Raw genomic sequence first — 26,781 nt, forward strand, 5'->3', positions numbered from 1 at the left:
CAAGGCGGTGAGCGGCCAGCAAACCCGCGTCGACGGATTGGTTTAACCGATGGTCACAGTCGGTTGCCAGCGATGAGGCAGCAATGCCTCTATGTCGGAGGCCCTGTGGATCGGCAGTCGCGTGAGCATGTCCTTCAGATAGGCGTGAGGGTCGAGTCCGTTGAGTTGAGCGGAGCGTATCGGGCTCATGATAGCGGCTGCACGTTGGCCAGCGCGCAATGATCCGGCGAATAACCAGTTGGACCTGTTATGCCGAGATCAGCATAATCGACATAACTATCTGTTTACTGGACCTGACTCCGGCGGCGAACGTACCGCTATAATTGGTAGCCTCGTTGGCACCGCAAAACTCAACGGCATCGATCCTGATGCGTATCTGCGCTTCGTGATCGCACGCATCGCCGGCCACGCGATTAACCGTATCGACGAACTCGCACCGTGGGTCGTCGCCGATCAGCTCCGCACCGCAGTCTGAAGATCGCGATCTCCAGTGAAGACGTCGCTAGCGCCACGCTTACGCTCTATCGAGCCACGCCGCAAATGCCGAAAAAAAGCATCAGCTTGTGGAAGGCATTTTCCCGTATGCTGGTGTGGCTACCTCACCGTCGAGCCATGCGTAACGGCCGTGTTGTCTAAACCCGCCTCACCATCCTGCTTTCAGATCCGGAGCGATCATGCTGACTACGCCCGTGTTTCGTCCATGGCGCCCGATCTGGGACGTCACACTCAGCAATAAAACGCAGGGGCTCGACGAACTAGCTCAACGTCGAAACAAAGGTCGACACATTCCACCGCCGGTGGGTGACCCCGAGGATGCATGGCGAATAGTGAAGGCATTACGCCTTGGCTCTGGTGCGGAATCCTCGTTTGACTTTCTGAATCGAAAAGTAAAACCACTGCTCAAAGCATGCGTGTGGCCACGCTGGCTTCTTCTTGAGTCCGCCCTTGACCACGCGGCCATCGCCGGCGACCTGTCCTTAAGCGCCATCGTTCTGAGAACTCAAATCGAGGAACTCGATGTCTTAAAGGTTGCGACGACGATACTTTCGCATCAACGAGACGACACGTGGGACGACGATGCCATGGCCTTCGCCATCGACGTTTTACTGGATCGCGTGCTTCCTCGACTGCAAACGAAAACCGCTGAGGATTTACGCCTTCGGGCATCAGACAGTCGGTTAGCGAGAAATCGCTTCGAACCATTGCAGCAAGCATATGACCAACTGAGCGAGTTCGTCCATCCCAATTACGGAAGCCACGTTCTGTCAATACGGCCTTACACCGTTGAGGTGGCGGAGGTCTTTTCAACGGCTTTCGTCACTGTGTACGAAGCCTTCCTTTCCTTGCCGTGGGCAAATGAAAAAGGCACGCACCGCGAATCTAAAGCGCTGCAATCGCCCGCCCCACAACCGTCAGTCAATCCATTTCTCGTCTTGACCGACAAAACTGCTCCCGGCCTGGAATCATCCTCATTCCTTGCTAACGCTGAAAGATGGAGCAAAGCCGTCGAAGTTTTTACGCAATGTGCTCAGTCGGAAGAAAGCTGGGACTTTTCGGACGATCAGCTATCGAACAATGTTGAAGCCATTGCAGCACTGACAACCCATGGCATTCTTTTCGACGATGGGCCGAAGGCATTCACGAGCACCTCGAAAAGAAACCGGTATGCGTTTCTGGTCACTCAGGAGCATCAATTGGCAACCGATGCGTCGCAATTGCCCATCGAAACCCGGCCAGATACCGACGGCGAACGACTCCCCCTGCTGGTCTCGGCGCTGAGTTTTTCGATTAGCCTCGCGGAATACAAACTTGACTCGCTTGCACGCCACGCGGCTCACTTGCTAAACGACACGAACGTACTAGGAGCGGCCCTGTCCGTCCGCTCCATGCTTGAACATCACGCCATTGCAATTGCTTTGGGTAACAAATTGCAAGAGTTGTGGGCGCACGCAGAACAACATGCGCCGAATGAGCCGAAAGTCAACGCGACGTTCAAGGAAGCGGAAAAGCAAGTCGCCCGGGTCCTCGCAGGGAGTTCAAATTCGTCAGGCGTCTCGTCGGCGTGGCGTGAACTCTGGCATGAAACGGTTCGAGGGCCCTACAACGTCCTCGAGCCGATAAAAAAAATGGACGAGGTAGAACCTGGGTTCCTTCAGACCTACGATTTCCTCTCTCACCTCACGCATGGAAGCGTTGGCACGGGCGGCGATCTCCTCGGGCTTGGCGGAGCGACGTGGAAAACAGGACATCAAACACTGGCTGCCCAAGTGACCCTTATCCTCTCGGACCTGTGCGGCTTTGATCGGATGATGGATCGGCACGCTAGAACCATGGCCGCCGCGCATCGACTTCACGTCGTACAAGGCTCATCGGAAAAACCTGGGGAACGTATCAAGACGATGCGACTTCAACCCAAACAAATGCTCAAGCAGGGGCGAGACATCTTCGGATCAGGAACCGAAGAGGACCCGTTTCGTTTCCGCGACGGCCTCCTTTACCACTCCGCCTATCGACACTACCTTGAACAAGAAATGATCTCGGTCGCTAAACGGGAGCTTGCGCGACTGGGACAAGGTATCGGCGACCGTGTTGAAGCAGAAGACGGTCGAACTCTATTTTTCCTTGATCGACAGTAGCGTAATCCAGTGAGTGAATTCAGGATCACTTGGCGCCGAGAGCGCAGCCATTCTGGCAGAAGATGGTTCACCGCTCAGTACAGGGCGTCGGCGCAACGTCACTTCCTTGACCGTCGGCTCGACAACTTACGATGGGCGATGTATTCCGCCGCCTTTCGCGACAGTCGCGGATCCGTTCCTTGGTCACGATTTCCTCGTTATGCGGCAACATCACTTTGTCCACGATACGCGACAAAATGTTTGTTCTAAATCGACGCCTCGACACGAACACTCACCCCCACGTATCTCGCACCTCGCGACGCATAGCCGTGCTCGGAGCGGCATTGGATTAGGCGCGACGGATTGCGACTGAAACAACGGCGCCGCGCAGCCGGGCTTAGGTACCTTATGCGCTGCCTGGTCCACGGTAGAGAAGCCAAGATCGAATGGAGGATTGGCGGGGCACTTTGCGTGCATCGTGTCCTTGGCCTCGTGCGTTCTCGGTATCGGCGGTTTCGACGCGCAGTTTTGGTTTCGTGAGAAAAGCCGATAATATGCCGGCGCGCCGATCACGATCTGGTTGCGTGTGGATCCGAAGCGGAGATTGGAGTACGCTTTTTGTAGCGATGACTGCGGCACCGCGGCAATGGCAGGCGGCGCAACTGTCGACCCGGTCGGAATGGTCGTGAGTTTGATTGCCCGTTTCAGTGAGTTCGCGCCAAGCCCTCCCGTGGGGGCATTTCTGGAGTCACTGCGAGCCTCTCTGCCGCGCCCGGTGTGCCTTAGCGAAATTATTCGATCCTCCTCCTCAATTCGCAATCGCCTGCATCTTAACTGGCGAGGCAGTGCACTATGGGCGCGCATGTTTGGTCTGATCACTGCTGCGGGCGCAGTGAGTTTTGCACTCAATCCAGCATCCGGTGTGATCGCGTTAGCGTCCCTCATTCATTTCACCCCGTGTCGTAGTGCACCCTCTCTCAAGATCTAAATCAATTCGAGGCTGATTTCAGGCGGCGGCGCACGGCGTTCCAGCTGGAAGCCGAGTGTTGCCGCACTGCGCTACTGTTGCTGTTCTTCATAGAGCGGCTACCCCTGTTGTGTCCGGATTCATTCTGACGGTCGTGGCGCCGCCGTGGATAGCGGTTCCCGTCAAACTAAGCGACGCAAGTGTGGACAATCGGCAGACGCCGGCTTACACAGCCGGCTCACGCTCCGTCTGGTAAAGATAGCAGTACCATTCGGGACGTCACTTGAGAATCGAGGTCAGGCTGCAGTCTGGCGCAAATCTTATCATCGAGGTGACCCAGCCCGCGAATTCATCAAAGCGCTTCGCCCTCAAAGTAATCCGAGTCAATCTTCTTGATCTCGAAGCTGGTGAGGGGAGAGACACCTACGTTGTGATCTGTCATCAGTTTGACCAGTTGCGTGCCATCGACGAGGATGACCCTCGTCGAGATTAGCCCCGCATATTCCCTGGCTTCGCGGCTGAATGTGGCCGTCGTAATAAATACGCCTTTGTGGGCACGCTGTCCCTGTAAGGCACCCGCGAATTTCTGGATCTCAGGCCGGCCGACGGTGCCATCCCATTTCTTCGCTTGCACATAGATAACGTCGAGGCCAAGCTTATCTTCCTTGATGGTACCGTCGATGCCACCATCCCCACTACGTCCGAGTACCTGTCCGGCGTCGGCGCGAGAACCACCGTATCCCATCGCGACCAAAAGGTCGATAACGAGTCTCTCGAAAAAGCTAGGCGTACAGGATCTGACCTGTGACAGCAATTCAGCTTCAAGATTCGCCCGCAACCTTTCGTACGCTTGTGCGAACGATTCCTCGGGCGTTGCCTCGCCGACAATCGTTGAATTGGCGAGTTGCGTGCCGTTTGCGGTCGCCGATGTATCCGTGACCTTTCTTTGACGGAAGGCGGCGAATTCCGGGTAACGGTCAAGAGTACCGTTGTCGATCCGTGAGGGATTTTGCGCAAGGAGGTCCCTGCCGCGATCAGTGATACTGAAAAAGCCACGCCTTTTCGACTCGACCACGCCGGCTTGCTTGAGATAGGTGCGAGCCCAACCGACCCTGTTGTCGAAAAGGGGGGCCGTCCCGCTCGGAAGGCGGGTCGCCCGCTCGTTGTCAGTAAGTTTGTATTCACCGGCCAACGCCTCGACGACGTCCCGAAAGCGATGTTCTTGACCATCGGCAGCAATACGTAGAACTGGCAGCATCAGGGTCTGGTAGTCGGGAATCGGCATCGGCGGTGGACCATGTGTTCATGCTTATGCGCCATGCTACAGGACACCAGGTGGAATTTCATTGTTTGCCGCTCTGGCAGCGCGAGCTCGTACGAAACCGGTCGGCAACGTACATCTCGAAAAGGGCTGCACGAAAAATTGCCTTGAAATGTTTGGTACATGACCGACCACTCGTACATGGTCTTTGTACACCATCCATCTACGTTTGAGGGAGTCCCATCATATCTACGGTCTTTGCATACTGCCGCGTCGGCGCGCACGACCAGAGGATCGGGAATCAGCGCCGCGAGATCGAGGCCGCTGGCTTCGCGCTGGACAAGCCCCGCATCGTGGAGGACTCTGTCAGTGGGGCAGTCGCCGTAAAAGACCGGCCCGGTTTCGCCAAAATGGAGGACCGGATGGAGGACGGCGATGTCTTGGTGGTGACCAAGTTGGAGCGTTTGGGCCGCAACGCAATGGACGTGCGGGCGACCGCTGAGCGGCTGCCGGGCATTGGTTTACGTGTCCAATGCCTAGCCTCGGCGGGGTCGATCTAACATCGCCCGCGGGCCGTATGAAGATGCAGGTCTTGTCGGCGGCGGAGTTCGAGCGCGACCTCTTGATCGAGCGCACGCAGGCAGGACTGGCTCGTGTGAAGGCGGAAAGCAAGGCGCCAGGTCGCAAGCCGGCACTCACGGCGGTGCAGTAATTCGAGCCCCGCGCGCGCTTTGCGCAGGGTGACTCATCTTCAAAAAGCAAAAAAAACCGCCTCACGCCGTCGCCTCACACCGGTTTTCGTTTTTTCTACATCGAGAAACGCACGTCGTTATTGCCCCGATGCACGCGTTGACCGCACGACGCGCCGCCCGGAGCAGCAGACGCGACGCGCCACGGCGAAACCGCGTCCCTGCTCGCCGGCGCGCGCCACTTCGACGGCCGCGTCCAGCGCGCTGAGGTTGGTCTGGAACGCAATGCCTTCGATGATCCCCCGTGATGTCCCCGATCTTCGTCGAGCTGTCGGTGATGTCCTGCATCGTGCTGACGACCTGGCCGGTTACCGCGCCGCTTTTCTGCCCAACCAACTACGCAATGGCCGAAGAAAATAGAAGCTTGCACGGCTTTGCGCGCACGTAATTGCGTGATGATTGGCTTTGCATTTCCTTTTAATTTTAGCTCCATTTCAGTGGGCAGCGATTCTCCATGCCAGCACAGCGGTGCTTTACCGGAGGACAATGTTTTATTCATCCACCCGGAGCGACCACGGTTGAGGTAGGCTTAGCCAATCCCCTTATGTCCCCCGTTCTGCGCCCTGATGGACTGTCTGCCCTCGGGACGCGCACCTCAATAGCTCGTCTCCAGGTATGTCAACTCCGGACCCCAACAACCGCGATCTCCGTGCCGCCTTAAGCGACCTAGACGGCGCCCGCAACTGGATGGCGTCCATCTGCGGCCCCCACGGCCTGCAGGTCAGTCATCCAGAGCGCTTGCGCTTCCACCAGTCCGGCACCGTACTTCGTTCGATGGCGACGACGATAGGCTACGTCGAATACGGCACCGACGTGACGGTCGCGGTGAGCAAGAGCAGTCCGCTGAACTGCTACAGCGTGAGCCTGCCGATGGTCGGTCAGCAGGAGCTCGCAGCACACGGCAAGAGGTGGTTGTCGGATCAGGATTGCGGTCTGATCGTCAGTCCGCAGGAATCGCAGGATCTCGCGATCACCGGCAATTGCCGCAAGCTGCACGTCGCGATTCCGCGCTCCGCGCTCCAACAGGTACTGCAGACGATGCTGCAACGCCCCGTCGAAGCGCCGCTCGTGTTCCAGCCCGACATGGATGCGGCCGCCGGCGATCAGGCATCGTGGTGGCGCATGGTCAAGTTCCTGGCCGGCGAGATGGAGCGCTCGGGACCGTCGCTGGGGCAGCTTTACATGTCCAGCGAGTTCGAACTGACGTTGCTGAAGGGGCTGCTGCTGTCACAGCCGCATAACTATTCGGAACAGTTGGCCAACGCGTCCGCGCCGACGCCACCGCATTATCTGACCCGCGCGCGCCAGTTCATTCACGACAACGCGCGCGAGCCGATCACGCTCGAAGACATCGAGCGCGCGTCGGGTGTGTCGCGCTTCAAGCTGTTCGACGGCTTCCGTCAATATTTCGGCTGTGCGCCGATCGCGTATCTGAAACGCTACCGGCTCGAATCGGCGCGGCGCGATATTCTCGACGACCGCTCGGTGCGCAATATCTCGTCGGTGGCGCTGGGCTGGGGGATGTCGCATCTCGGCCGTTTCTCGACCGAGTACAAGGCATTGTTCGGCGAGTCGCCATCCGAGACGCTGAAGCGCGCGGCGCGGCGTTAGAACGTCCTATCGCGCGTTGCTTTCGCCGAACTTCTCGTAAAACAGCCGGTAATCCTGAATTCCCTGCTCGGTGAGCCAGGTCTTGATCGCTTCGACCATCGGCGGCGGTCCGCACACGTACATGTCGAAGCCATTCGATTCGAGAAACGAGCGGTCGAAATGCTCGGGAATCATCCCGGTCTTGCCCGACCATTCCGGCGCCGGATTCATCACCACCGTCTCGACCGCGAATCCTTCGATGCTCGCCTTGTAGCCGTCGATGCGCCCGGTCTCGCACAGATCGGCTGCATTCGTGACGCCGTAGTACAGATGCACCGGATGCGCGACATTGCGTTTCGCCGAGATGTCGTCGAGCATGCCGAGGAAGGCAGAGAGTCCCGTGCCGCCCGCCACCATCACGAGCGGACGCTCGGCCTGGCGCAGATAGAACGCGCCGAGCGGCGCCTCGAACTCGACCGTATCACCGGCCTTGCAACGTTCGCGCAGATAGTTGCTCATCATGCCGTCGGGCAGCAGACGGATCAGGAATTGCAACTCGTTGCGCGCGTTCGGATGATTCGCGAACGAGTACGAACGCCATTCTTCGGTGCCGGGCACCTTCACGCGCGCATACTGGCCCGGCAGAAAATCGAGCTGACGCACATGCGCGCTCGCATCGACACGCAGAATCGCGGTCGTCGCCGACACCAGCTCGACGCCGACCACGCTCGCGCACACGGTGCTCGTGCCGGCGCCTTCGCACAGCGTCGAGTCGAAGTCGAAATAGAACGACGCATCCGACTTCACGCGCGTCTGGCACGAGAGGATCTTGCGCTGCGCGAGGTCCTCTTCGCTGAGCGTTTCCTCGTCGACGTAATCGAGCGTGTAGTCGCCCGATTCGCAGCGCCCATGGCAGGTGCCGCACACGCCTTCGCGGCAGTCGAGCGGAATGTTCACGCCGTTCTTCAGCGCCGCGTCGAGCAGCAACTCGTTCGGGCTCACATCGAAGAACGCGGTTTTGCCATCGGCGAAGCTCAACGCGACCTTATGTTTCATCGTCGTGCTCCCGGCTTACAGATGGTAGAAATCCAGCACCGCGTTGATGTGGTCGTTCAGCAGCAGCACGTGCTTGCGCTTGATCTTCCAGCTATCGCCCGACGCTTGCAGGTCGTACACCGCGCGGCCGTAGAAGTAGTCGGTCGAGCCGTGACGCGTGTACAGCGTCGACCAGTTCACGTTCGCTTCGACGCTCGAATCTTCGCGCTCGCTCAGGCGCACGTTGCTGATCTGATGCATCGTGCGCGGCAGCGGCGTCGACGCGGCTGACTTGCCGGTGCGCAGCCGGAACACGCGGTCTTCGAGACCGGCGCGATCCGAGTAGTAAATCAGCGACATGCCTTGCTTCGGATCGGTCGTGTACACATGCTCGGAATCCCACTGCGGCACATGAAACACGCTCTGCGGATCGAATAAATCGAGGTATTCGTCCCATTGCTGTTTGTCGCACAGATCGGCCTTCAGATACAGAAACTGCTCGACGGAGTGTTGGAGTTGGCTCATGCCTGCTCTCCCTGCGATTCGATGGATTTGTCGAGACCCTTGAGGATCGTGTCGCGCCAGGTGCCGTGCTGGTTCACGTAAAGCCCTTCGTGGGTCAGCTCGGTGCCGGTCAGATTCGGCTCGATGCCGAGCAGCGTGGTGTTCGCGGTCGCGCCGCTGGCCCACTTGTGATGCCCGCGCGAGATGTCGCTCCAGCGTTCGAGGCGCGCCTGGAAGCCGCGCTGCTGCTCGCGGAACTCGACGAGATCGTCGGGCGTGCCCATGCCGGACACGTTGAAGAAATCTTCGAACTGACGGATGCGGTTTTCGCGATCCTTCGCCGACTCGCCCTTCACGCCGATGCACTGGCTGATGACCTCGGTCTTGTTCCACGCGAGCGGCCGCACGATGCGCAGTTGCGAACTGATCTGGTCCATGAAGAACAGGCTCGGGTAGACATTCAGATTGCGCAGCCGGTGCATCATCCATTCGGCCTTGTCCTGGCCATAGGCTTCGACAAGCCGCGGCATCACGCTCTCGTAGCCGGGACGCACTTGCGGATTCGGCATGTCGCTGAACAGCACGCTGTGGCCATTCCTGAACGCGAACCAGCCGTCGTCGGTTTCGCTGTCGCCGGCGCCGAGCTTGCTGTAGTCGAGCGTGCCGCCTGGGTTATCCCCTTTCTTCGCATTCGATTCGATGCGGTGCTGCACGGTCGCCACGTAGTTGTAGTGCACGGTGCTCACGTGATAGCCGTCGAGACCGTTCTCGTTCTGCAGCTTCCAGTTGCCGTCGAACGTGTAGGTCGACTTGCCGGGCAGCACTTCGAGCTCGCCGGTCGGCGACTGCGCGACCATCATGTCGAAGAAGATGCGCGCGTCGCCGAGATAGTCTTCGAGCGTGTCGATGCCGTCGACGTCGAGGCTCACGAACACGAAGCCCTTGTAGCTCGCGATGCGCGCTTTCTTCAGGCCGCGCACCGATTTGTCGAAGTCGTCGCAGTATTCGCCCGGCGCCTTCACCTTCACGAGCCGGCCGTCGTTCTTGTAGCACCATGCATGGAACGGACACGTGAAGGTCGACTGGTTGCCCTTGGTCATACGCGTGAGTGTCGCACCGCGGTGCTGGCACGCGTTGATCATCGCGTTCAGGTTGCCGGCGCCGTCGCGCGAGATGATCAGCGGCTGGCGGCCCGCGCGCATCGTCAGGAAATCGTTCTTGTTGGGGATCTCGCTTTCGTGGCACGCATAGATCCAGGCCTTCTCGAAGATGTGCTCCATCTCGAGCGAGAACAGCTCGGGCTCCGTGAACATTTCGCGGGCAATCCGGTACACGCCTTCCGCGGGGCGGAAGTCCAGACAGCCGCTGACGAATTCGCGCCATTCCGAGGCGCTGCGCTTCTCGCTCATGATGTCTCTCTCTCCTTGTGTTCAATCGTTTGAACGTGACAGGCTCGATTGAATACCCAAGTGGCGAGGCCAACTATCCAGCCAATTCGCATTTGCTATCCGAATAATTGGACGGCGCCTGGATAATCTGGCGATCGGGCGCAACCCCCGCCGGACGGGACTTCTGGCGTGCCCTTCTGGCGCAAGCGGGCAAAAACCCGGCTACGCAAACGTTTGCCTGTGCGCCATGTCTGCTACGCTCACGTTTTCGTAGGTCGCGTTTTTGACGGTGATTGCCGAGACGCGGCCGCTTCTTCACGCGCGACGTTCAGCGCATGTCAGAACCAAAAACGCATGGTGACGCGCCGACCGAACAACGTGATTGCGATCAGTGTCTTACTGGCTGGCGCGATCCTCGCGATCGCCGTGTCGCTGCTCGCACAGATGCGCGAAGATGCGTTGCGGCGCGCGCAGGACTCCATCGCCAACATATCCCTGCTGGTCCAGCGCGACGTGTCGCGCAATCTCGAGATCTACGACCTGTCGCTGCGCGCGGCGATCGACGGACTGAAGCAGCCGGGCGTGCTCGATCTGCCGCCGGAGATCCGCCAGATGGTGCTGTTCGACGGCTCGATCAGCGCAAAGGACATGGGCTCGGTATTCGTGCTCGACGAGAACGGCAACGTGCGCTTCGATTCACGCGCGTGGCCGCCGCGCGCAAGTAACCATGCGGACCGCGATTACTTCAAGGCGCAGCGCGCTTCGCCCGACGTCGGCCTGTACATCAGCCATCCGTTCAGCCCGAGCGGCACCGACGACGACCTGCGCATCGCGCTGAGCCGGCGCATCTCGAGGCCGGACGGCAGCTTCGGCGGCGTGGTAGTCGGCACGCTGCGCCTCACGTATTTCCATCGGCTGTTCGACGGCATGAAGCTCGGGCCGAGCGGCTCGATGGCATTGATGCTCAGCGACGGCACGATGTTGATGCGCCGTCCTTACGATTCGAAAACGATCGGCATCAACCTGACCGGCTCGGCCAACTTCTCGCGCTTCATCAAGCAGCCGAGCGGCGACTTCTTCGGCACGGCGGCGATCGATCGCGTCGAGCGCTGGTATGCGTTCCGCCATATCGACGGCTTTCCGCTGATCCTCGACGTCGCGCTCTCGACGCGCGACGTCTACGTCGAGTGGCGGCGGCGCGCATGGATCATCGGCACGCTGATCGGCGCGCTCGACGTGACGATCATCGCGCTCGCGATCCTGTTCTCACGCCAGTTGCGTCTGCGCCGCGCGGCCGAGGAAGAGTTGCGCGAACTGGCGCGCACGGACGGGCTGACCGGCCTGAACAACCGCCGCGCCTTCGAGGAGCACGTGAACGACGAATGGCGACGCGCGCAGCGCACCGGCCGGCCGCTGTCGCTGCTGCTGATCGATGTCGACAACTTCAAGGGCTTCAACGACCTGTACGGCCATTCGGCCGGCGACGAAGCGCTGATCGGCGTCGCGCGCTGTATCGCGCAGAACGTGCGACGTCCGGGCGATACGGCCGCGCGCTTCGGCGGCGAGGAGTTCGCGGTGCTGCTGCCGGACACCGACGCGACGGGCGCGCAGCGGATCGCCGAGCAGATCCGCGCGGCGGTGCAGGCGCTGCAATGCCGCCATGTGGCCAGCACGCATCACGTGCTGACGGTGAGCGCAGGCGCTGCGACCGCGCAGGGCGCGGCGCTCGCGACGAGCCGCGCGCTCGTCGACGCCGCCGACGAAGCGCTGTATCGCGCGAAGGATGCCGGCCGCAACCGGGTGATGCTGTACGGCGCGCCGACGGACCACTCCGCGCGGGACGGCGCCGCGGTGACGCCGGACCCCGACCCGCGCCGCGCGAATTGACGCGCTTCCAGGGCTCGTTTCCCGAGCCACTTGTCGGCCCGCTTGCCAGCCCTTATTGCTCTCCGTAAACTCGCGCGTAACTTTTGCCGGACCCACGCCGCAGCGCGTGATCGGCACACACCACGCCGACCCTGAGGAGAATCCCCGCGATGGCCGCATCCTATTTCCCCCGCTGGCGCCGCCAGCCTGCCGGCGCCGAAGGCGGCATCGTCGGCATCGACGAACGGCTCGGGTGGCCGCAGATGTTCGCGATGGGCGTCCAGCACGTCGTCGCGATGTTCGGCTCGACCGTGCTCGCGCCGCTGCTGATGGGCTTCGATCCGAACCTGGCCATTTTCATGTCGGGGATCGGCACGCTGCTGTTCTTCGTGCTCGTCGGCGGGCGCGTGCCGAGCTATCTCGGTTCGAGCTTTGCGTTCATCGGCCTCGTGATCGCGGTGACCGGCTACGGCGGACACGGCGCGAACCCGAATATTGCGGTCGCGTTGGGCGGCATCATCGCGTGCGGCGTCGCGTACGGGGTGATCGGCCTGATCGTGGCGGCGGTCGGCACGGGCTGGATCGAAACGCTGATGCCGCCGGTCGTGACCGGCGCGATCGTCTGCGTGATCGGTCTGAACCTCGCGCCGATCGCCGTGCATGGCGTGAGCGGAAGCAATTTCGAGTCGTGGATGGCGCTCGTCACGGTGCTGTGTGTCGGCGCGGTCGCGGTGTTCACGCGCGGCATGCTCCAGCGTCTGCTGATCCTGGTCGGCCTGCTGCTCGCCTACGTCATTTACGCGATCGTCACGAACGGCCTCGGCATGGGCAAGCCGATCGATTTCTCGATCGTCGCGAACGCCGCGTGGTTCGGCATGCCGCACTTCATGTCGCCGGTTTTCGACCCGCACGCGATGACGCTGCTCGCGCCGATCGCGGTGATCCTCGTCGCCGAAAACCTCGGCCACATCAAGGCCGTCAGCGCGATGACGGGCCAGAACCTCGACCGCTATATCGGCCGCGCGTTTCTCGGCGATGCGCTCGCGACGGTCGTGTCCGGCTTCGCGGGCGGTACCGGCGTGACCACGTACGCGGAGAACATCGGCGTGATGGCGGTCACGAAGATCTATTCGACGCTGGTGTTCGTGATCGCCGCGTTGATCGCCCTCGTGCTCGGCTTTTCGCCGAAGTTCGGCGCGGTGATCCAGACGATTCCGGGACCGGTGCTGGGCGGTGTGTCGATCGTCGTATTCGGGCTGATCGCGGTGACGGGCGCGCGCATCTGGGTCGTCAACAAGGTCGACTTCTCCGACAACCGCAATCTGATCGTCGCGGCCGTCACGCTCGTGCTCGGCGCCGGCGACTTCTCGCTGAAGCTCGGCAGCTTCGGGCTCGGGTGGCATCGGCACCGCGACGTTCGGCGCGATCATCCTGTACGCGCTGCTGAGAAGAAAGCCGACGCAAGGGCCGGTGGCCTGAGCGTCTTTTATCGGCACTGGCATTGCAAGCGCCGGTGCCGATGCCGATGCGGCAGCCAACTCCTACCTTTTGCGCGCGGTCAGCGCCGTTTCCGACAGATCCACCTCGCGCATCAGCTTGTACAGCGTCTCGTCGTTGATGCGCTGGGTGTCGCGCAGGTCGAGCAGCGTCTTGCGCTCGGCGCGCATCGCCGCGAGCTTCATGCGGAATTCGAGCGCATCGGCACGCCGCGCGAGTTCGCGTGGCGCCTGTTCGTCGTCGAGCGTCGCGAGGCGGCGGCGGTACAGGTCCATTACCCGCGCGGTTACATCGGTCGCGTACGCCTGAGCCGATTCCTCGAGGTCCGCGCATTCCGTGTCGTGCAGATGATCGATCGCGCGAATCGCCGACTGCGCGGCGAGCGTACGCGCGAGTGCTTCCTCGGCGGCATGCGGGTCCTTGCCGCGCCGCCAGCCGCGCAGCAGCAGCGGCAACCCGGCCACCGCCACCAGCAGCGACACCAGGATCACCCCCGACGCGATGAAGATCGCGAGATCGCGTCCCGGCAGCGGCGTGCCGTTCGGCAGCACCTCCGGCAGCGACAGCACGCCCGCGAGCGTCACCGCGCCGCGCACGCCGGCCACCGTCGTCACCGACACCATGCGCAACCCGGGCACTGCGTTCGCGACGCCGTGCTTTGTCGCGCCGCGGCTCGCGAACCAGCGCAGCAGCCACACCCACGCGAAGCGCATCGCGTACAGCGCGAGCGCCACCGCAACGATATAGCCGATCAGCAGCGCGACCTGCGCGTCGTTGGTTTCGTGCGCGTCGAGCAGCGCGCGGCCGAGGATGCGCGGAAACTGCAGGCCGAGCATGATGAACACCATGCCGTTGAACACGAACTCGATCATCGTCCACGTGCTCGAGGCCCGCACGCGCGAGGCGACCTGCCATTTTTCCGTGATGCTCGCGTAGTTCATCATCATGCCGGCGGAGACCGCGGCGAGAACGCCCGACAGCTCGAAGCGCTCGGCGGTCAGATAGGCGGCGAACGGGATCAGCAGGGTCATCACGACGCCCGGCGCGGGATCGCCTTCTTCGGTGAGATTCAGGAAGCGCGCGGACACGAAGCTGAACACCGCGCTCACCGCCGCGCCGACCGCGAGGCCGCCCACCGCGATGATCACGAAGCTCACCGACGCGTCACGCAGCGAGAACGCGCCGGTCAGCGCGGCGGCGATCGCGAACTTCAGCGCGACGAGGCCTGACGCGTCGTTCATCAGCGCCTCGCCTTCGAGGATATGCATCAGCTGCACCGGAATCTTGCCCTTGCCGGCGATGCCGGACAGCGCGACCGCGTCGGTCGGCGACAACACGGCGGCGAGCGCGAATGCGACCGGCAGCGAGATCTGCGGCACCAGCGCGTGCACGAAGTGACCGACCACCAGCACCGTCATGAACACGAGGCCTAGCGCGAGCATCAGGATCGCGCGGCGCGCCATGAAGAACTCGCGCTTCGGGATGCGCCAGCCGTCCGCGAACAGCAGCGGCGGAATGAACAGCAGCATGAAGATTTCCGGATCGAACGCGACGTGCAATTCGAGGCGCGGCCACGCGAGCATCGCGCCGATCGCGATCTGCACGAGCGGCAGCGGCAGCTTGAACGGCAGCGCGCGGGTCAGCATGCCGGACGCGGCGACCGCGAGTAGCAGGATCAGGACGGTAAAGACAATTTCCATCGTGTTGTTTCGGGGGATGCAGGGGTTGTCCCGGGAGAGGGCGCGATGCGCAGGGTCGAGTGTAGCCCGGCGGCGCGCGCCGTTGCCGCGAGCTTCGCCGCGACGCGGCCTGCGGATCGGTGCACCGCAACGGTGCGCGCGACGCCCACGGGCGGCGCACGAGCGCTGTCGCCGGTGCAATGTTTCGGCCGAGTTACAGCGCAGTGTGCGCCAGCGTGCGCATGGACCTTGCTTAACCGGTAACGATGACGCACATTTTGAGAGCTCGTTGCCGGTCGCGTTCGGACCGGCCGGCTCTCGCGTGAGAGGATTGCATGACGATTGCGCAACAGGACAGGGCGGCGAGCGTGCCGCACGGCTTCGAGGTCGAGGTGAGCTCGGGCCTTCAACGCTATTCGGTGCAGCACGGCGAACTGACGCTTACCAGCGTGTTCCAGCCGATTTTCAGTCTGTCGCACCTGCGCGCGGTCGGCTATGAGGGCTTGCTGCGCGCGCACGACGCGCTCGATCGCGCGGTGTCGCCGCTCGATGTGTTCGGCGAGGCCGCGCGCCTCGGCGACGCGCTGCAGATCGACCGGCTGGCGCAGACGCTGCATCTGGAGAACTTCAAGGTGCTCGGCGCCGAGCGCGAATGGTTGTTCCTGAACGTGCACCCGGGCGTGCTGACCGACCCGTATCTCGCGGCCGCTTTGCTCGCCAATCTGCGGCGGCTCGATCTGTCGCCGCGGCGCGTCGTGCTCGAAGTGCTCGAGCAGAGCGCCGAAGATCTCGATCGACTCGCCGACGCGGTGCGCGAGTTTCGCGAGCGCGGCTTCCTGATCGCGCTCGATGATTTCGGCGCCGGCCATTCGAACATCGAGCGGATCTGGCAACTGAATCCCGACATCGTGAAGCTCGACCGCGTCATGCTGTCGCATGCCGCGCATCGCGCCGACATGGCGACGATCCTGCCGGGGCTCGTGGCGATGCTGCATGAAGCGGGCAAGCTCGTGCTGATCGAGGGCATCGAAACCGAGCACGAAGCGCAGATGGCGCTCGCCTGCAATGCCGACTTCGTGCAGGGCTTTTTCTTTGGCCGGCCGAATCCGGGTGTTGCCGATCCGATCCACGCGGCGGTTTGCATCGGCGAAGTCACCGAGCGTTATCGTGAGCAGGCCGAGGCACGCGAGCGGCGCAGCGCGAGTCGGCTCGCACCGTATCTGCGCGCGTTCGAGCGCGCCGCGGAGCGTCTCGCCGCCGGTGAGCCGCTCGACGAGGTGTGCTGGAATTTCCTCGCGCTCGATCACGTGGCGCGCTGTTTTCTGCTCGACGCGAAGGGGCGCCAGGCCGGCCGCAACGTCGTGCTGCGCGCCGATCGCGCGGCGCACGAAACGCGCTTTCTGCCGCTCGCCGACGCGCAGGGCGCGAACTGGCTGCGTCGTCCGTACTTCAGCGTCGCGATCAATGCGCCGGAGCGGGTACACGTGACGCGGCCGTACCTGTCGATCAACGAGGCGTTGCCGTGCGTGACGCTGTCGGTGGCAACGCGCGTCGGCAGCGAGACCTGCGTGCTGTGCGGCGATATCGACTGGGTCGAAGACGAACGCGACGCGCGCATCTGACATGATGTCGTTTTCAACGACACCAGGTTGCGCTCATGTCCGTGCTGCTCGAAGTGATTGCCACGACCGTCGCCGATGCGCGCGCTGCCGCGCAGGCTGGTGCCGACCGTCTCGAACTCGTGACCGCGATGGGCGAGGGCGGATTGACGCCGAGTGTGGGGTTGATCGAGGCGGTGGTTTCAGCGGTCAGCGTCCGGGCAGCCGGCGTACCCGTGAACGTGATCGTGCGGCCGCATAGCCGCGCGTTCGTCTACGACGCCGACGACTACGCGGTGATGCTGCGCGACATCCGGGCCGTCAAGGCGGCCGGCGCGAACGGCATCGTGATCGGCATGCTCGATGCCGAGCGGGCGATCGACCGCGAAGGTCTCGCGCGCGCGTGCGAAGCTGCCGATGGACTCGCGATCACGTTTCATCGCGCGTTCGACGAGGCGCGCGATCTGCGCGAAGCGCTCGACGTATTGCTCGGTTTCGAGGCGGTGACGAATGTGCTGACGTCGGGCGGACAGCCGTCGGCGCTGCGGGCGCAAGCGACGATCGGCGAATTGCTGCGGCAGGCTGCCGGCTCGCATTGCACGGTGCTCGCCGGTGCCGGCTTGACGGTCGATGCGGTCGCGGAGTTCGTGAGCAAAACGCACGTCGAGGCCGTGCATTTCGGCTCCGGCGTGCGCGTGAACGGTAACGGACTCGCGCCAGTCGATCCGGCGAAGGTGATGCAGGTGAGGGCGCTGCTCGACGCAATGCAACGGTGAGCAGCGCAACGAACCACTTACTTCGCGACCACCACCGGAATGCCGCGCAACTGCCCGGCGCCCTTCATCTCCTCGAGCGACTTCTTCACCGCGACACCCGTCGCCGCATCGATGCCGAGGCGCGCGGCGAGGTCACGCTCACCACGCTTGACCCCCGCCAGATTCGCCAGCTTCACGTGCCCATACCCGCGCACGCGCGCATGCAGCTCAGCGAGTTTCGCGACGTCGTCGAGATGGCCCGCGTCGAGTTTCGCTAGCGCACAGTGCAGCGTGGCTTCGTAATCGCTCGCGAGCTCGCGCTCCATCTTGCGCTCGAGCGTGCGGCCGAACGGATCGAGCGCAGAGCCACGCAGACCGCGCCATTTCGCGAGCAGGCCGAGCACGGGCCACATCCACTGACCATAGGTTTTCTTCGTCGGCACGGCGCCGGGCTGCGCACGCGTGAGCGTCGGCGGCGCGAGGTTGAAGCGGATCGTGAAGTCCTTGCCGGCGACGCCCTCGAACTGCGCTTCGAGCGCATCGCGGAACGCGGTATCCGTATGCAGACGCGCAACTTCGTATTCATCCTTTACCGCGAGCAGCCGATAGAACGTGCTCGCGACCGCTCGCGTCACGCGCTCGCTCGCCGCATCGACGGCGGTTTCCGCGCGCCGTGCCGCATCGACGAGCGAGCGATATCGCTTCACATAAGCCGCGCCGCCATACGCGAGCAGCCGTGCTTCGCGATGGGCGATCAGCTCGTCGAGCGTATCGACCCGCACGCTCGGCTTCGGTGCATGACGCGACTGCCACAGCGATTCGAGCGCGGCGGGATCAGCCGCGGCCATGCGCCCGATCGAGAACGCGAGCTGGTTCATCTGCACGGCGACGTTGTTCAGTTCGATCGCGCGCATCATCGCGGCGAACGACACCGGCACGAGACCGAGTTGCCACGCGAAACCGAGCATCAGAATGTTCGCGCCGATCGTATCGCCGAGAAAACGCGTTGCGAGCGCTTGCGCGTCGCACGTCGACATACGCTCTTCCCCGGCCGCGTGACGCATCTTGTCGATCAGCGCGTCGGCATGCAGCGTCGCATCCGGGTTCTGCACGAAGCTCGCGTTCGGAATCGCATGCGTGTTGACGACGATGCGCGTGCGGCCATGTCGCACCGTCTGCAGTGCATCGGCACTCGCGCCGACCACCATGTCACAGGCGAGCAGCACGTCGGCCTGCTGCGTGTCGATGCGAACCTGGTTCAGCCATTCGTCGCGGGCGGCAAAGCGCACGAACGACAGCACCGCGCCGCCCTTCTGCGCGAAGCCCATGAAGTCGAGCACCGACGCGCTCTTGCCTTCGAGGTGCGCGGCCATGCTGATCAAGGCGCCGACCGTCACGACGCCGGTGCCGCCGACGCCCGTGATGAGGATGTCGTACGGCGCGGCATCGAGTTGCGTCGCGGGAATCGGCAACGCGTCGACGTGCGTGGCGAGCGCCTGCGGATCGAACGCGTCGCCCGCGGCTTTTTTCAGCGTACCGCCTTCGATGGTGACGAAGCTCGGGCAAAAGCCGTTCACGCACGAGTAGTCCTTGTTGCACGACGACTGATCGATGCGGCGCTTGCGACCGAGCGCGGTTTCCACCGGTTCCACCGACAAACAGTTCGACTGCACGCCGCAATCGCCGCAGCCTTCGCAGACTTCCTCGTTGATGAAGAGCCGTTTGTTCGGGTCGGGGAATTCGCCCTTCTTGCGGCGCCGGCGTTTTTCGGCCGCACAGGTCTGGTCGTAGATCAGCACGGTCACGCCGTCGGTGTCGCGCAACTGGCGCTGCACCGCGTCCATCTCGCTGCGATGGTGAAACGTCGTGCCCTGCGGAAACTGGCCGTGATGGCCGTCGTATTTCTCCGGCTCGTCGCTGACCACGACGAAGCGCGACACGCCCTCGGCTTCGACCTGTCGCGCGATCTGCGGCACCGAGATGCTGCCGTCGACCGGCTGGCCGCCCGTCATCGCGACCGCGTCGTTATAGAGGATCTTGTAGGTGATCGTCGCGTTCGCGGCGACCGCCTGGCGGATCGCGAGAATGCCGGAGTGAAAGTAGGTGCCGTCGCCGAGATTCTGGAATACGTGGCGGGTTTTCGTGAACATCGAATGCGCGGCCCAGTCGACGCCTTCGCCGCCCATCTGAATCAGCCCGGTCGTGTCGCGCTCCATCCACGACGCCATGAAATGACAGCCGATGCCTGCCTGCGCGATCGAGCCGTCCGGCACTTTCGTCGACGTGTTGTGCGGGCAGCCGGAGCAGAAGTACGGCGTGCGCTTCACGCTGTCCGCCGCATTCGACAGGATCTGCGGCGCGACCAGATCGACGACGCGTTCACGGCGATCGAGCGCCGGCTTGTGCTTCGCGAGCCAGTTCGCGAACACCGGGAGAATGCGCGACGGCCGCAATTCGCCGAGCGACGACAGCAGCAACGTGCCATCTTCGGCGTGCTTGCCGACCACGACCGGCCGTGTGCCTTGTGTGCGGTTGTACAGATAGTCCTTGATCTGTTGCTCGATGACCGGGCCTTTCTCTTCGATCACGAGCACTTCGGACAGACCCGACACGAACGCGTCGATGCGCGTCATCTCCAGCGGAAACGACAGCCCGACCTTGTAGATGCGCACGCCGGCCGCGTCGAGATCGGCGACCGTCAGATCGAGCCGGCGCAGCGCTTCCATCAGATCGAGATGCGCCTTGCCGCAGGTGACGATGCCGACATTGGCGTGCGGGCTCGGCGCGATCCATTTGTCGATGCTGTTCATGCGCGCAAAATGGCGCACCGCGTCGAGCTTCGCGTGCAGACGCGCTTCGATCGTCAGGCTCGGCAGATCGGGCCAGCGGTTGTGCAGACCGCCGGCTGGTGCTTCGAATTCCGGTGGCGGTGTCCATTCGGTTTGCAGCGCGTCGAGATCGACGGTCGAGCCCGATTCGACGGTCTCCGAAATGGCCTTGTAGCCGACCCACGCACCGGAGAAGCGCGACAACGCCCAGCCATACAGGCCGAATTCGAGCATGTCCGCGATGTTCGACGGATTCACGACCGGCATGTGCCAGCCGATCAACGCGAAGTCGCTCTGATGCGGCATCGACGACGACACGCAGCCGTGATCGTCGCCCGCGACCACCAGCACGCCGCCGTGCGGCGACGAGCCGTACGCGTTGCCGTGCTTCAAGGCATCGCCCGCGCGGTCGACGCCCGGGCCTTTGCCGTACCACATCGCGAATACGCCATCGACGGTGCGCTCGGGATCGGCTTCGACGCGCTGCGTGCCGAGCACGGCGGTGCCGCCGAGTTCTTCGTTGATCGCGGGCAGAAAGCGGATGTCGCTCGCGGCGAGCAGTTTTTTCGCCTTCCACAACTGCTGATCGACCATGCCGAGCGGCGAGCCGCGATAGCCGCTGATGAAGCCGGCCGTGTTCAGGTTGCGGGTCTTGTCGAGCGCGCGCTGCATCAGCGCGAGGCGCACGAGCGCCTGCGTGCCGGTCAGAAAGATCCGGCCGCGCGTCGCGGTGAGATTGTCGGAAAGCTTGTAGTCGGCGAGTGCGGGCGTGCCGTCGATGGGCAGGCGAGCGGTCATGGGGGAGTCTCCAAGGTTCTGGCTTCGCGCGCGGGCGGTGGGGTCACGCATGCCGCGCAGCGAAAGAGACTCTATTTTTTAGCGCTCGAGAGAGTGAATTATTTCTTCTTTAATCGGGCGTGCGCGAATGGGCGCGACGAGTCGCGCGTTTCGGCCCGCTTTTGAGCCGGATTTGCCACGCGGCGGCGCGCTTCGGGTATGCCCTGGGGTATCGTGAGGCGGCGAATGGGACGATGGCTGTTGCTATTGCGCCGTGTTCGCCGCGATGTCCGGTTGGAGCGGTGCCGCATCGAGCGGCACGATTTCGTCGAAGTGCGCGTAGTCGATGTGGCTCACGCCGTCGCGCTCACTCATGATGTCGACGAACCGGTGCTGCCAGACGATCTGGTCGCAGGTCCACATGTGGCGCGCCTGCATGGTTTGCGACGTCGATTCGTCGATGCCTTCGAGCGTGAGCAGCAGCGAAACGTCGCGGCCTTTCAACGATTCGGCGTTTTCGCCGAACAGCGGGCTCGCTTCGTCGATGATGTGCATCAGCGTCCAGCCGAGCTTGAAGACCGGGTGCTGGTCGCGCACCAGCGCGAGGTCGTAGAGCTTGCGCAGCGTAAAGCCTTCGATCGAGGTCTCCAGGCGCATGATGCGCAGCCGCGCGCGTGCCTCGGCGATCACGTTCTGACGCGCGTTGGCCGAACGCACCATCAACGTCATGCGGCCGTCGATCGGCCGGATCACCGCGTAGCGCGCGAACATGATCTTCGCGTGCGGCCGCGAAAAGCGCGCGAAGATCAGCCCGGTCGCCAACGCGATGCTCGACATGCCGATGAAGATTTCGAGCGTCGCGATCCAGTGCGCGTAGACGGTTTGCGGATGCATGTCGCCGTAGCCGACCGTCGCGAGGGTTTCGACGCTAAAGAAGAACGCGCCGGCGAAGCCCTTCGGAAACTGATTCGCGATCGGAGCGTCGCCGAGCATGTAGAGCATGGCGAACACGATGTTGAGCAGCAGGAACAGCAGCGCGAGCGACACGAAGAACCCCGGCCAGCGCACGCCGAGCGCGCGGTGATACAGGTCTTGCCACAGCGGCGTCGGCATGCCGTGCGCGATCACCACGCGATCGTCGAGACGCATTTCGCGACTGCCGCGCGCGCGGCGCCTCGCGTCGGTGTCGCCGAGCGTGGAAAAACGGTCTGACGGTTCGCTTGCCATCACGCGCTCGTGGGAATGAAGACGTGGACAGCGTAGCATGGCGCGCTGCGCGAGTTCCCGCGCGGTGCGAAGGCGGCGCGGCGCGATGTATCGCCAGGGTGCGAGGTTGCGCCATGCCGTCGTTGAAATGCTTTCGGGCGCGTCCCGGAATTCAGGCTGGGTCAGGTCGCATCACGCGCGGCGAGCGGGTCGGGCGCAGCCGCGCACCACACCCACCCACCCGCCGTCACGGAAACACGTGCGGCTTCGGAATTCCCGCGCCATGCTCGATATCGTCGACGGCCTGCCGATGCGCACTTTCCACCGCTTCGGCCTGCTCGGCATAACCCGCGTCGCCGCCGACCGTGGTCCACGCCTTGACGGCCTTCTCGCGATGACGGATTTCGTATTCCGCGTCCCAGCGCGCGCCACTGAGTTCGAGCGGACGAACGTGAATCGAATACACGCCGTATTGGAACAGCTGTTCAGCCATGATCGCCTCCAGCCGGCCGATCCGGCAGCGGCGCGCCGATGCGCGAGGACGCGCGACGCGCTGCCCCTGGTTCGGCCTACAGTTCGATTTCCCCGAGGATACGATGTGCGAGCGCTTTGGCTTCTTCGAGCGCTTCTCCCGGCGTCGACGACGTCGAGTCGACTTCGTAGAGCGTGGTTTCCTGATCGGCGCTGGGTTCGCCTTCGTCGCGCGCAAGGGTGACGACACCTTGCCAGGCGTCATGTGCGACTTCTCTTATCGACGCGGTGGCCGTGTAGAGCCCTTTGGTGTAGGTGACGTCCTCCATGGCCTCGCTCCTTTTCGCAAAGGTTTCGATGTTTTCATCCTAGCACGGCGTGGCGGGATCGGTTCCCGCCCGGGGCAGCTTCGCGCCGCGCGACGTGCTCGACATCCGTTACGCTACGCGCGCCCCAAGGCAGCAGAATTACAGCGCCGCGTGTTATAGCAGCGCGACCACCTCGTCGAGCGTCGGCGCGTGCGCACCGGCGTGGCCGCAAGCCGCCGCGCCGGCCGCGAGCGCGAACGCGAGATGCTCGGGCCACCCGCGTTGCGGCGCGCTCATCAGGCTGAACAGCAGACCGCCGATCGACGCATCGCCCGCGCCGACCGTATCGACCACTTCGACGCGCGGCGGCTTCGCCTCGATCACCGCGGCGCCGTTTAGCAGCATCGCCGCTTCGGGGCCGCGCGTGACGAGCACGGTGGCGGCGGGATTCATCGCGCGCAATTGCGCGAGCGCGGCGGCTTCGTCGCTGGTCTTGAAGATCATGCGCAGGTCTTCGTCCGATACCTTGATCAGATCCGCGAGCGCCGCCATCTTGCGCAGCGTCGGCTCGTAGCCGTGCTCCATCTGGTTGCGATAGTTCGGATCGAAGCTGATCTTCACGCCGTGCGAACGCAACTCGGCGGCGAGTTTCGCCAGTGTGTCGCCGAGCGGCTGACGCACGAGGCTGATGCAGCCGAAGTGCGCCCACTTCACCCCGTTCATCCAACCGGCGGGCAGCTTCGCCGGCTCGAACGCGAGGTCGGCGCTGTTCTCGCCCATGAAGAAGTACGCGGGCGGATGCGTCTGATGCACGATCGCGAGCAGCGGCGGGCGCTCGACGCGCTGCAGGAAGCGCATGTCGAGGCCGGCCGCGACGCTCGCGTCCCACAGCTCGTCGGAAAAGTTATCGACGCCGAGCGAGCCCGCGCACGCGGTCGGCAGGCCGAGCCGCGCGACGCAGCGCGCGGCGTTCCAGCCCGCGCCGCCCGGACGCGACAGCCAGTGCGATGCGCCGGTGCGCACGAGATCGGTCAGGATGTCGCCGGCGGATACGAAAACGGGGAGGTTGGTCGCCGCGCTCATTGTGCTTTCTCCGCGGAAGCCGCTGCGGCGGGAGCGGCTGATTCAGCCGCAGCGTTTTCGCCGAGCGCGTGGGCGAGCACTTCGTAGCACGCGCCCATCGTGTGATAGTCGGTCTTGCCGGCCGGGCTCTTTTCGTCGCTGTACTTGCGGTTGTCGCAGGTGAGGATGCGATACCAGGCGCCGTACTTGTGGTCCACGAAGTGCGTCCAGCCATAGCGCCAGATCTCGTCGTACCAGTCCCAGAAGCGCTCGTTGCCGGTGCGCTTGCCGAGCAGCGCGGCGGTCGCGAACGTTTCGGCCTGCACCCAGAAGTACTTGTCGTGATCGCACACGGTGCCGTCGGGGCCGAAGCCGTAGTAGAGGCCGCCGTGGTCTTCGTCCCACGCGTGCGTCATCGCGGCGTCGAACAGTTCGATCGCGCGCGGCAGCAGCCACGGCAGCGGACGGAAGCGTTCGAGAATCAGCAGCAGCTTCGCCCATTCGGTCTGATGACCGGGCTGGAAGCCCCACGGACGGAAGATGTTCGAGCTGTCCTCTTCGTTGTAGTGCCAGTCGACCGACCAGTCCGCGTGAAAGTGCTCCCACACGAGCCCTTGCGACAGCTTCGCCTGGCGCAGCGTGATATTCGAGGCCACGCGCTCGGCGCGATCGAGATACACCAGATGACCGGTCGCTTCGTGCGCGGCGAGCAGCGCCTCGGTGGTATGCATGTTCGCGTTCTGCCCGCGATACGTGCTGACACGCCAGTCGGCCGACGCGTCGTCGGCATAGAGGCCGGCGGCGGCGTCCCAGAAGCGGTGCTCCATCAGCTCGAAGGTCGCGCCGATCATCGGCTTCGCTTCCTCGATGCCGGCCATCGCCGCGTGCGAGTACGCGAGCAGCACGAACGCGAGGCCGTAGCAGTGGCGCGTCGCGTCGAGGGTGCGCTGTTTGCCGTCGCGCCATTCGATTTCCCAGTCGTAGCCCTCGTGCTGCGAGTCCCAGTGCGCGTCGCGCAGAAAGCGCAGGCCGTGGCGCGTGTATTCGAGGTGCTTCGGGTCGCCGAACTGCCGGTACGCCATCGCGTAGTTGAACACGTAGCGGCAACTGCTGACCAGGTGGCGCGTGGTGCGGTTGTAGATCGAACCGTCGTCGCGCAAGAAGTGGTAGAAGCCGCCGCTCGGGTCGAGCACGTTCGGCGCATAGAAGCGCAGCGTGTCTTCGATGTGCGCGAGCAGAAACTCGCGCTTGCGGAAGCTGGCGAACGGCGGCGCTTTCGCGGCGTCGCTGGAAAGTTGAAGCGGATCGGTTAGCGTCATGGCGTTTTCACCAAAGTACTGGCACGGGCAACGAGTTGAACGGGCAAGCGGACTTCGAGTTCGGGGGGCGAGTCTTCGAGCAGCAGTTCGACGCCGCGTCGGCCGAGCGCTTCCTTGTCGACCGCGATCGTCGATAGCGGCGGGGTAGCGTGGGCGGCGGCGGGGATGTCGTCGAAACCGATGATCGCGATGTCGTCGGGCACGCTGAAGCCGCGCGCGAGACACACGCGCAGCGCGGCAAGCGCGGCGGCGTCGTTGAACGCGAATACGGCGTCGGGGCGCGGGCCCGGCGCGTCGAGCAGGCGCTGCATCGCGCGCGCGGCGCCGGTGTCGGGATCGAGCCCGGCGTCGATGTTCACTTCGAGCGACGGATCGAACAGCAGCCCCGCTTCGAAGAACGCGCGCCGGTAGCCGAGCGCGCGCTCGGCGATGCTGAAGTGCGCGAGCGAGCCGCCGATGAACGCGACGCGCTTGCGCTGCTGCGCGAACAGATGGCGCATTGCGAGCGTGGCGCCGCCGGCGTTGTCGAGATTGACCGAGCGCAAGCCCGGCGACCATAGATCGATCAGCACCAGCGGGCGTTGCATCGCGACCAGCGTGGCGAGCGTTTCGGGCTCGACGAAGCCGGCGATCGCGACGGCGTCGGGCGCGTGCAGGCGCATCTGGTGAATTACGTCCTCGGTCGGCCCGGCAGTCAGCACCGACGGCACGATGCCGCGCTCGCGGCACGCGTCTTCGACACCGTGCAGCACGTGCGAGAAGAACGGGCTCGCGGCGAAGTTGTTGTGCTGACGATGCAGCAGGAAAGTTAGCCGGCGGATGCGCGGACGCAGCTGCGCCGAGTCGTAGCCGAGCTGGCGCGCCGCTTCGACGACGCGTTCGCGCGTGGCCTCGGAAAGGCCCGGCTGATTCTTGAGCGCGCGCGACACGGTGCCGATCGAAACGCTGGCGGCGCGGGCGACGTCGCGGATGGTTGTGGCCATCGAATGAAGCTGCCGCGCGAGGCGAGGCAGCACGGGTTCAGGTCGGGCGATTGTATAGTAAAACGCAGCTAAAGCCGCTCGCAAAACACCAGCATGACACCAGTAAATACCCGTATTTTATGGACTTGTTGGAAATTAAGTTGTTTAGTAAAAATGCCTAAACAGTAGGCGGGCCGCCGTTTTCGACGGTTCGAGAATCGTCCTATGCCATCCGGCCGAGGCGACAGCGAGAGCGTTTGCGCGTGAAATAACGACAAGGGCCAGTGAAGAGCCAAAAAGAAAAGCCGCCCGAAGGCGGCTTGCTTCACACGATCAAAACGACG

Annotated in this window: 18 protein-coding genes and 5 pseudogenes; 9 read left to right on the forward strand and 14 right to left on the reverse strand. The window is 63.5% G+C overall.

What is annotated here, in order from left to right; all coding sequences use genetic code 11:
* Positions 1 to 42 precede the first annotated feature (42 nt).
* Positions 43 to 246 (reverse strand): annotated as a pseudogene (locus OKW27_RS29995) (transposase domain-containing protein); the annotation flags it as partial.
* A 22-nt stretch (positions 247 to 268) separates the two neighbouring features.
* On the opposite strand from OKW27_RS29995, the pseudogene OKW27_RS30000 reads away from it, so the two are divergent.
* Positions 269 to 475, forward strand: a pseudogene (locus OKW27_RS30000) (transposase domain-containing protein); the annotation flags it as partial.
* A gap of 199 nt (positions 476 to 674) precedes the next feature.
* Positions 675 to 2,636 carry a hypothetical protein gene (locus OKW27_RS30005; RefSeq protein ID WP_429335630.1) on the forward strand — a complete coding sequence of 654 codons (1,962 nt, stop codon included), beginning with the start codon at positions 675 to 677 and terminating at the stop codon, positions 2,634 to 2,636.
* Positions 2,637 to 3,934: 1,298 nt separating this feature from the next.
* Here the strand turns inward: OKW27_RS30005 and OKW27_RS30010 are convergent.
* Entirely contained in the window at positions 3,935 to 4,867 is a 933-nt protein-coding gene (locus tag OKW27_RS30010; protein ID WP_429335631.1) for a restriction endonuclease, read from the reverse strand.
* Positions 4,868 to 5,088: 221 nt separating this feature from the next.
* Here OKW27_RS30010 and OKW27_RS30015 point away from each other — a divergent pair.
* Positions 5,089 to 5,552: pseudogene (locus OKW27_RS30015) on the forward strand (recombinase family protein); the annotation flags it as partial.
* Positions 5,553 to 5,735: 183 nt separating this feature from the next.
* Here OKW27_RS30015 and OKW27_RS30020 read toward each other — a convergent pair.
* A pseudogene (locus OKW27_RS30020) lies at positions 5,736 to 5,904 on the reverse strand (methyl-accepting chemotaxis protein); the annotation flags it as partial.
* Here OKW27_RS30020 and OKW27_RS30025 point away from each other — a divergent pair.
* Positions 5,840 to 5,980, forward strand: coding sequence for a hypothetical protein (locus OKW27_RS30025; protein WP_429336651.1), 141 nt, complete (start codon positions 5,840 to 5,842; stop codon positions 5,978 to 5,980). The pseudogene OKW27_RS30020 and the gene OKW27_RS30025 overlap by 65 nt on opposite strands.
* A 299-nt stretch (positions 5,981 to 6,279) precedes the next feature.
* On the forward strand, positions 6,280 to 7,203 hold the full coding sequence (locus OKW27_RS30030; RefSeq protein WP_429335632.1) for a helix-turn-helix domain-containing protein: 924 nt from the start codon (positions 6,280 to 6,282) through the stop codon (positions 7,201 to 7,203).
* A gap of 6 nt (positions 7,204 to 7,209) precedes the next feature.
* Here the strand turns inward: OKW27_RS30030 and antC are convergent, their stop codons facing one another.
* The 3 genes from antC to antA are packed head-to-tail and all read right to left on the reverse strand — an operon-like array spanning position 7,210 to position 10,130.
* Entirely contained in the window at positions 7,210 to 8,238 is a 1,029-nt protein-coding gene (antC, locus tag OKW27_RS30035) for an anthranilate 1,2-dioxygenase electron transfer component AntC (RefSeq protein WP_429335633.1), read from the reverse strand.
* A 15-nt stretch (positions 8,239 to 8,253) separates the two neighbouring features.
* On the reverse strand, positions 8,254 to 8,742 hold the full coding sequence (gene antB, locus OKW27_RS30040; RefSeq protein WP_184026235.1) for an anthranilate 1,2-dioxygenase small subunit: 489 nt from the start codon (positions 8,740 to 8,742) through the stop codon (positions 8,254 to 8,256).
* On the reverse strand, positions 8,739 to 10,130 hold the full coding sequence (antA, locus tag OKW27_RS30045) for an anthranilate 1,2-dioxygenase large subunit (RefSeq protein ID WP_429335634.1): 1,392 nt from the start codon (positions 10,128 to 10,130) through the stop codon (positions 8,739 to 8,741). The genes antB and antA overlap by 4 nt, the downstream gene beginning before the upstream one ends.
* Positions 10,131 to 10,463: 333 nt before the next feature.
* Here antA and OKW27_RS30050 point away from each other — a divergent pair, with 333 nt between their 5' ends.
* Positions 10,464 to 11,996, forward strand: a complete 1,533-nt coding sequence (locus tag OKW27_RS30050) for a sensor domain-containing diguanylate cyclase (RefSeq protein WP_429335635.1) — start codon at positions 10,464 to 10,466, stop codon at positions 11,994 to 11,996.
* A 149-nt stretch (positions 11,997 to 12,145) separates the two neighbouring features.
* Positions 12,146 to 13,454: pseudogene (locus tag OKW27_RS30055) on the forward strand (solute carrier family 23 protein).
* Between the two features lie 62 nt (positions 13,455 to 13,516).
* Here the strand turns inward: OKW27_RS30055 and OKW27_RS30060 are convergent.
* On the reverse strand, positions 13,517 to 15,172 hold the full coding sequence (locus tag OKW27_RS30060; RefSeq protein WP_429335636.1) for a Na+/H+ antiporter: 1,656 nt from the start codon (positions 15,170 to 15,172) through the stop codon (positions 13,517 to 13,519).
* Between the two features lie 314 nt (positions 15,173 to 15,486).
* On the opposite strand from OKW27_RS30060, the gene OKW27_RS30065 reads away from it, so the two are divergent.
* On the forward strand, positions 15,487 to 16,773 hold the full coding sequence (locus tag OKW27_RS30065; protein ID WP_090802732.1) for an EAL domain-containing protein: 1,287 nt from the start codon (positions 15,487 to 15,489) through the stop codon (positions 16,771 to 16,773).
* Positions 16,774 to 16,808: 35 nt separating this feature from the next.
* Complete coding sequence (locus tag OKW27_RS30070; RefSeq protein ID WP_429335637.1) at positions 16,809 to 17,525, forward strand: copper homeostasis protein CutC; 717 nt, start codon at positions 16,809 to 16,811, stop codon at positions 17,523 to 17,525.
* 17 nt (positions 17,526 to 17,542) lie between these two features.
* On the opposite strand, the gene OKW27_RS30075 is transcribed toward OKW27_RS30070, so the two are convergent.
* From OKW27_RS30075 to OKW27_RS30105, 7 genes are all read right to left on the reverse strand, one after another.
* A complete protein-coding gene (locus OKW27_RS30075) occupies positions 17,543 to 21,130 on the reverse strand; it encodes an indolepyruvate ferredoxin oxidoreductase family protein (RefSeq protein ID WP_429335638.1) in 3,588 nt (1,195 codons plus the stop codon).
* A 243-nt stretch (positions 21,131 to 21,373) separates the two neighbouring features.
* Entirely contained in the window at positions 21,374 to 22,336 is a 963-nt protein-coding gene (locus OKW27_RS30080) for an ion channel (RefSeq protein WP_090802736.1), read from the reverse strand.
* Positions 22,337 to 22,562: 226 nt separating this feature from the next.
* Positions 22,563 to 22,808, reverse strand: coding sequence for a hypothetical protein (locus tag OKW27_RS30085; protein WP_184051250.1), 246 nt, complete (start codon positions 22,806 to 22,808; stop codon positions 22,563 to 22,565).
* 76 nt (positions 22,809 to 22,884) lie between these two features.
* A complete protein-coding gene (locus OKW27_RS30090; protein ID WP_018419210.1) occupies positions 22,885 to 23,115 on the reverse strand; it encodes a hypothetical protein in 231 nt (76 codons plus the stop codon).
* 153 nt (positions 23,116 to 23,268) lie between these two features.
* Complete coding sequence (locus tag OKW27_RS30095; RefSeq protein ID WP_429335639.1) at positions 23,269 to 24,177, reverse strand: carbohydrate kinase family protein; 909 nt, start codon at positions 24,175 to 24,177, stop codon at positions 23,269 to 23,271.
* Entirely contained in the window at positions 24,174 to 25,475 is a 1,302-nt protein-coding gene (locus OKW27_RS30100) for an AGE family epimerase/isomerase (protein WP_429335640.1), read from the reverse strand. Before OKW27_RS30100 ends, OKW27_RS30095 begins: the two co-directional genes overlap by 4 nt.
* Entirely contained in the window at positions 25,472 to 26,458 is a 987-nt protein-coding gene (locus OKW27_RS30105; RefSeq protein WP_429335641.1) for a LacI family DNA-binding transcriptional regulator, read from the reverse strand. Before OKW27_RS30105 ends, OKW27_RS30100 begins: the two co-directional genes overlap by 4 nt.
* Positions 26,459 to 26,781 lie beyond the last annotated feature (323 nt).

This window comes from Paraburkholderia sp. 35.1 (assembly GCF_050436525.1).
GTDB lineage: Bacteria > Pseudomonadota > Gammaproteobacteria > Burkholderiales > Burkholderiaceae > Paraburkholderia > Paraburkholderia tuberum.

Coding starts and splice junctions, on each gene's coding strand:
- OKW27_RS30095 (WP_429335639.1), bottom strand. CDS start 24,177: ATGAGCGCGGCGACCAACCTCCCCGTTTTCGTATCCGCCGGCGACATC.
- OKW27_RS30105 (WP_429335641.1), bottom strand. CDS start 26,458: ATGGCCACAACCATCCGCGACGTCGCCCGCGCCGCCAGCGTTTCGATC.
- OKW27_RS30010 (WP_429335631.1), bottom strand. CDS start 4,867: ATGCCGATTCCCGACTACCAGACCCTGATGCTGCCAGTTCTACGTATT.
- OKW27_RS30060 (WP_429335636.1), bottom strand. CDS start 15,172: ATGGAAATTGTCTTTACCGTCCTGATCCTGCTACTCGCGGTCGCCGCG.
- OKW27_RS30100 (WP_429335640.1), bottom strand. CDS start 25,475: ATGACGCTAACCGATCCGCTTCAACTTTCCAGCGACGCCGCGAAAGCG.
- OKW27_RS30075 (WP_429335638.1), bottom strand. CDS start 21,130: ATGACCGCTCGCCTGCCCATCGACGGCACGCCCGCACTCGCCGACTAC.
- OKW27_RS30090 (WP_018419210.1), bottom strand. CDS start 23,115: ATGGAGGACGTCACCTACACCAAAGGGCTCTACACGGCCACCGCGTCG.
- OKW27_RS30005 (WP_429335630.1), top strand. CDS start 675: ATGCTGACTACGCCCGTGTTTCGTCCATGGCGCCCGATCTGGGACGTC.
- OKW27_RS30025 (WP_429336651.1), top strand. CDS start 5,840: ATGTCCCCGATCTTCGTCGAGCTGTCGGTGATGTCCTGCATCGTGCTG.
- OKW27_RS30065 (WP_090802732.1), top strand. CDS start 15,487: ATGACGATTGCGCAACAGGACAGGGCGGCGAGCGTGCCGCACGGCTTC.
- OKW27_RS30070 (WP_429335637.1), top strand. CDS start 16,809: ATGTCCGTGCTGCTCGAAGTGATTGCCACGACCGTCGCCGATGCGCGC.
- OKW27_RS30085 (WP_184051250.1), bottom strand. CDS start 22,808: ATGGCTGAACAGCTGTTCCAATACGGCGTGTATTCGATTCACGTTCGT.
- OKW27_RS30050 (WP_429335635.1), top strand. CDS start 10,464: ATGGTGACGCGCCGACCGAACAACGTGATTGCGATCAGTGTCTTACTG.
- antA (WP_429335634.1), bottom strand. CDS start 10,130: ATGAGCGAGAAGCGCAGCGCCTCGGAATGGCGCGAATTCGTCAGCGGC.
- OKW27_RS30080 (WP_090802736.1), bottom strand. CDS start 22,336: ATGGCAAGCGAACCGTCAGACCGTTTTTCCACGCTCGGCGACACCGAC.
- antC (WP_429335633.1), bottom strand. CDS start 8,238: ATGAAACATAAGGTCGCGTTGAGCTTCGCCGATGGCAAAACCGCGTTC.
- antB (WP_184026235.1), bottom strand. CDS start 8,742: ATGAGCCAACTCCAACACTCCGTCGAGCAGTTTCTGTATCTGAAGGCC.
- OKW27_RS30030 (WP_429335632.1), top strand. CDS start 6,280: ATGGCGTCCATCTGCGGCCCCCACGGCCTGCAGGTCAGTCATCCAGAG.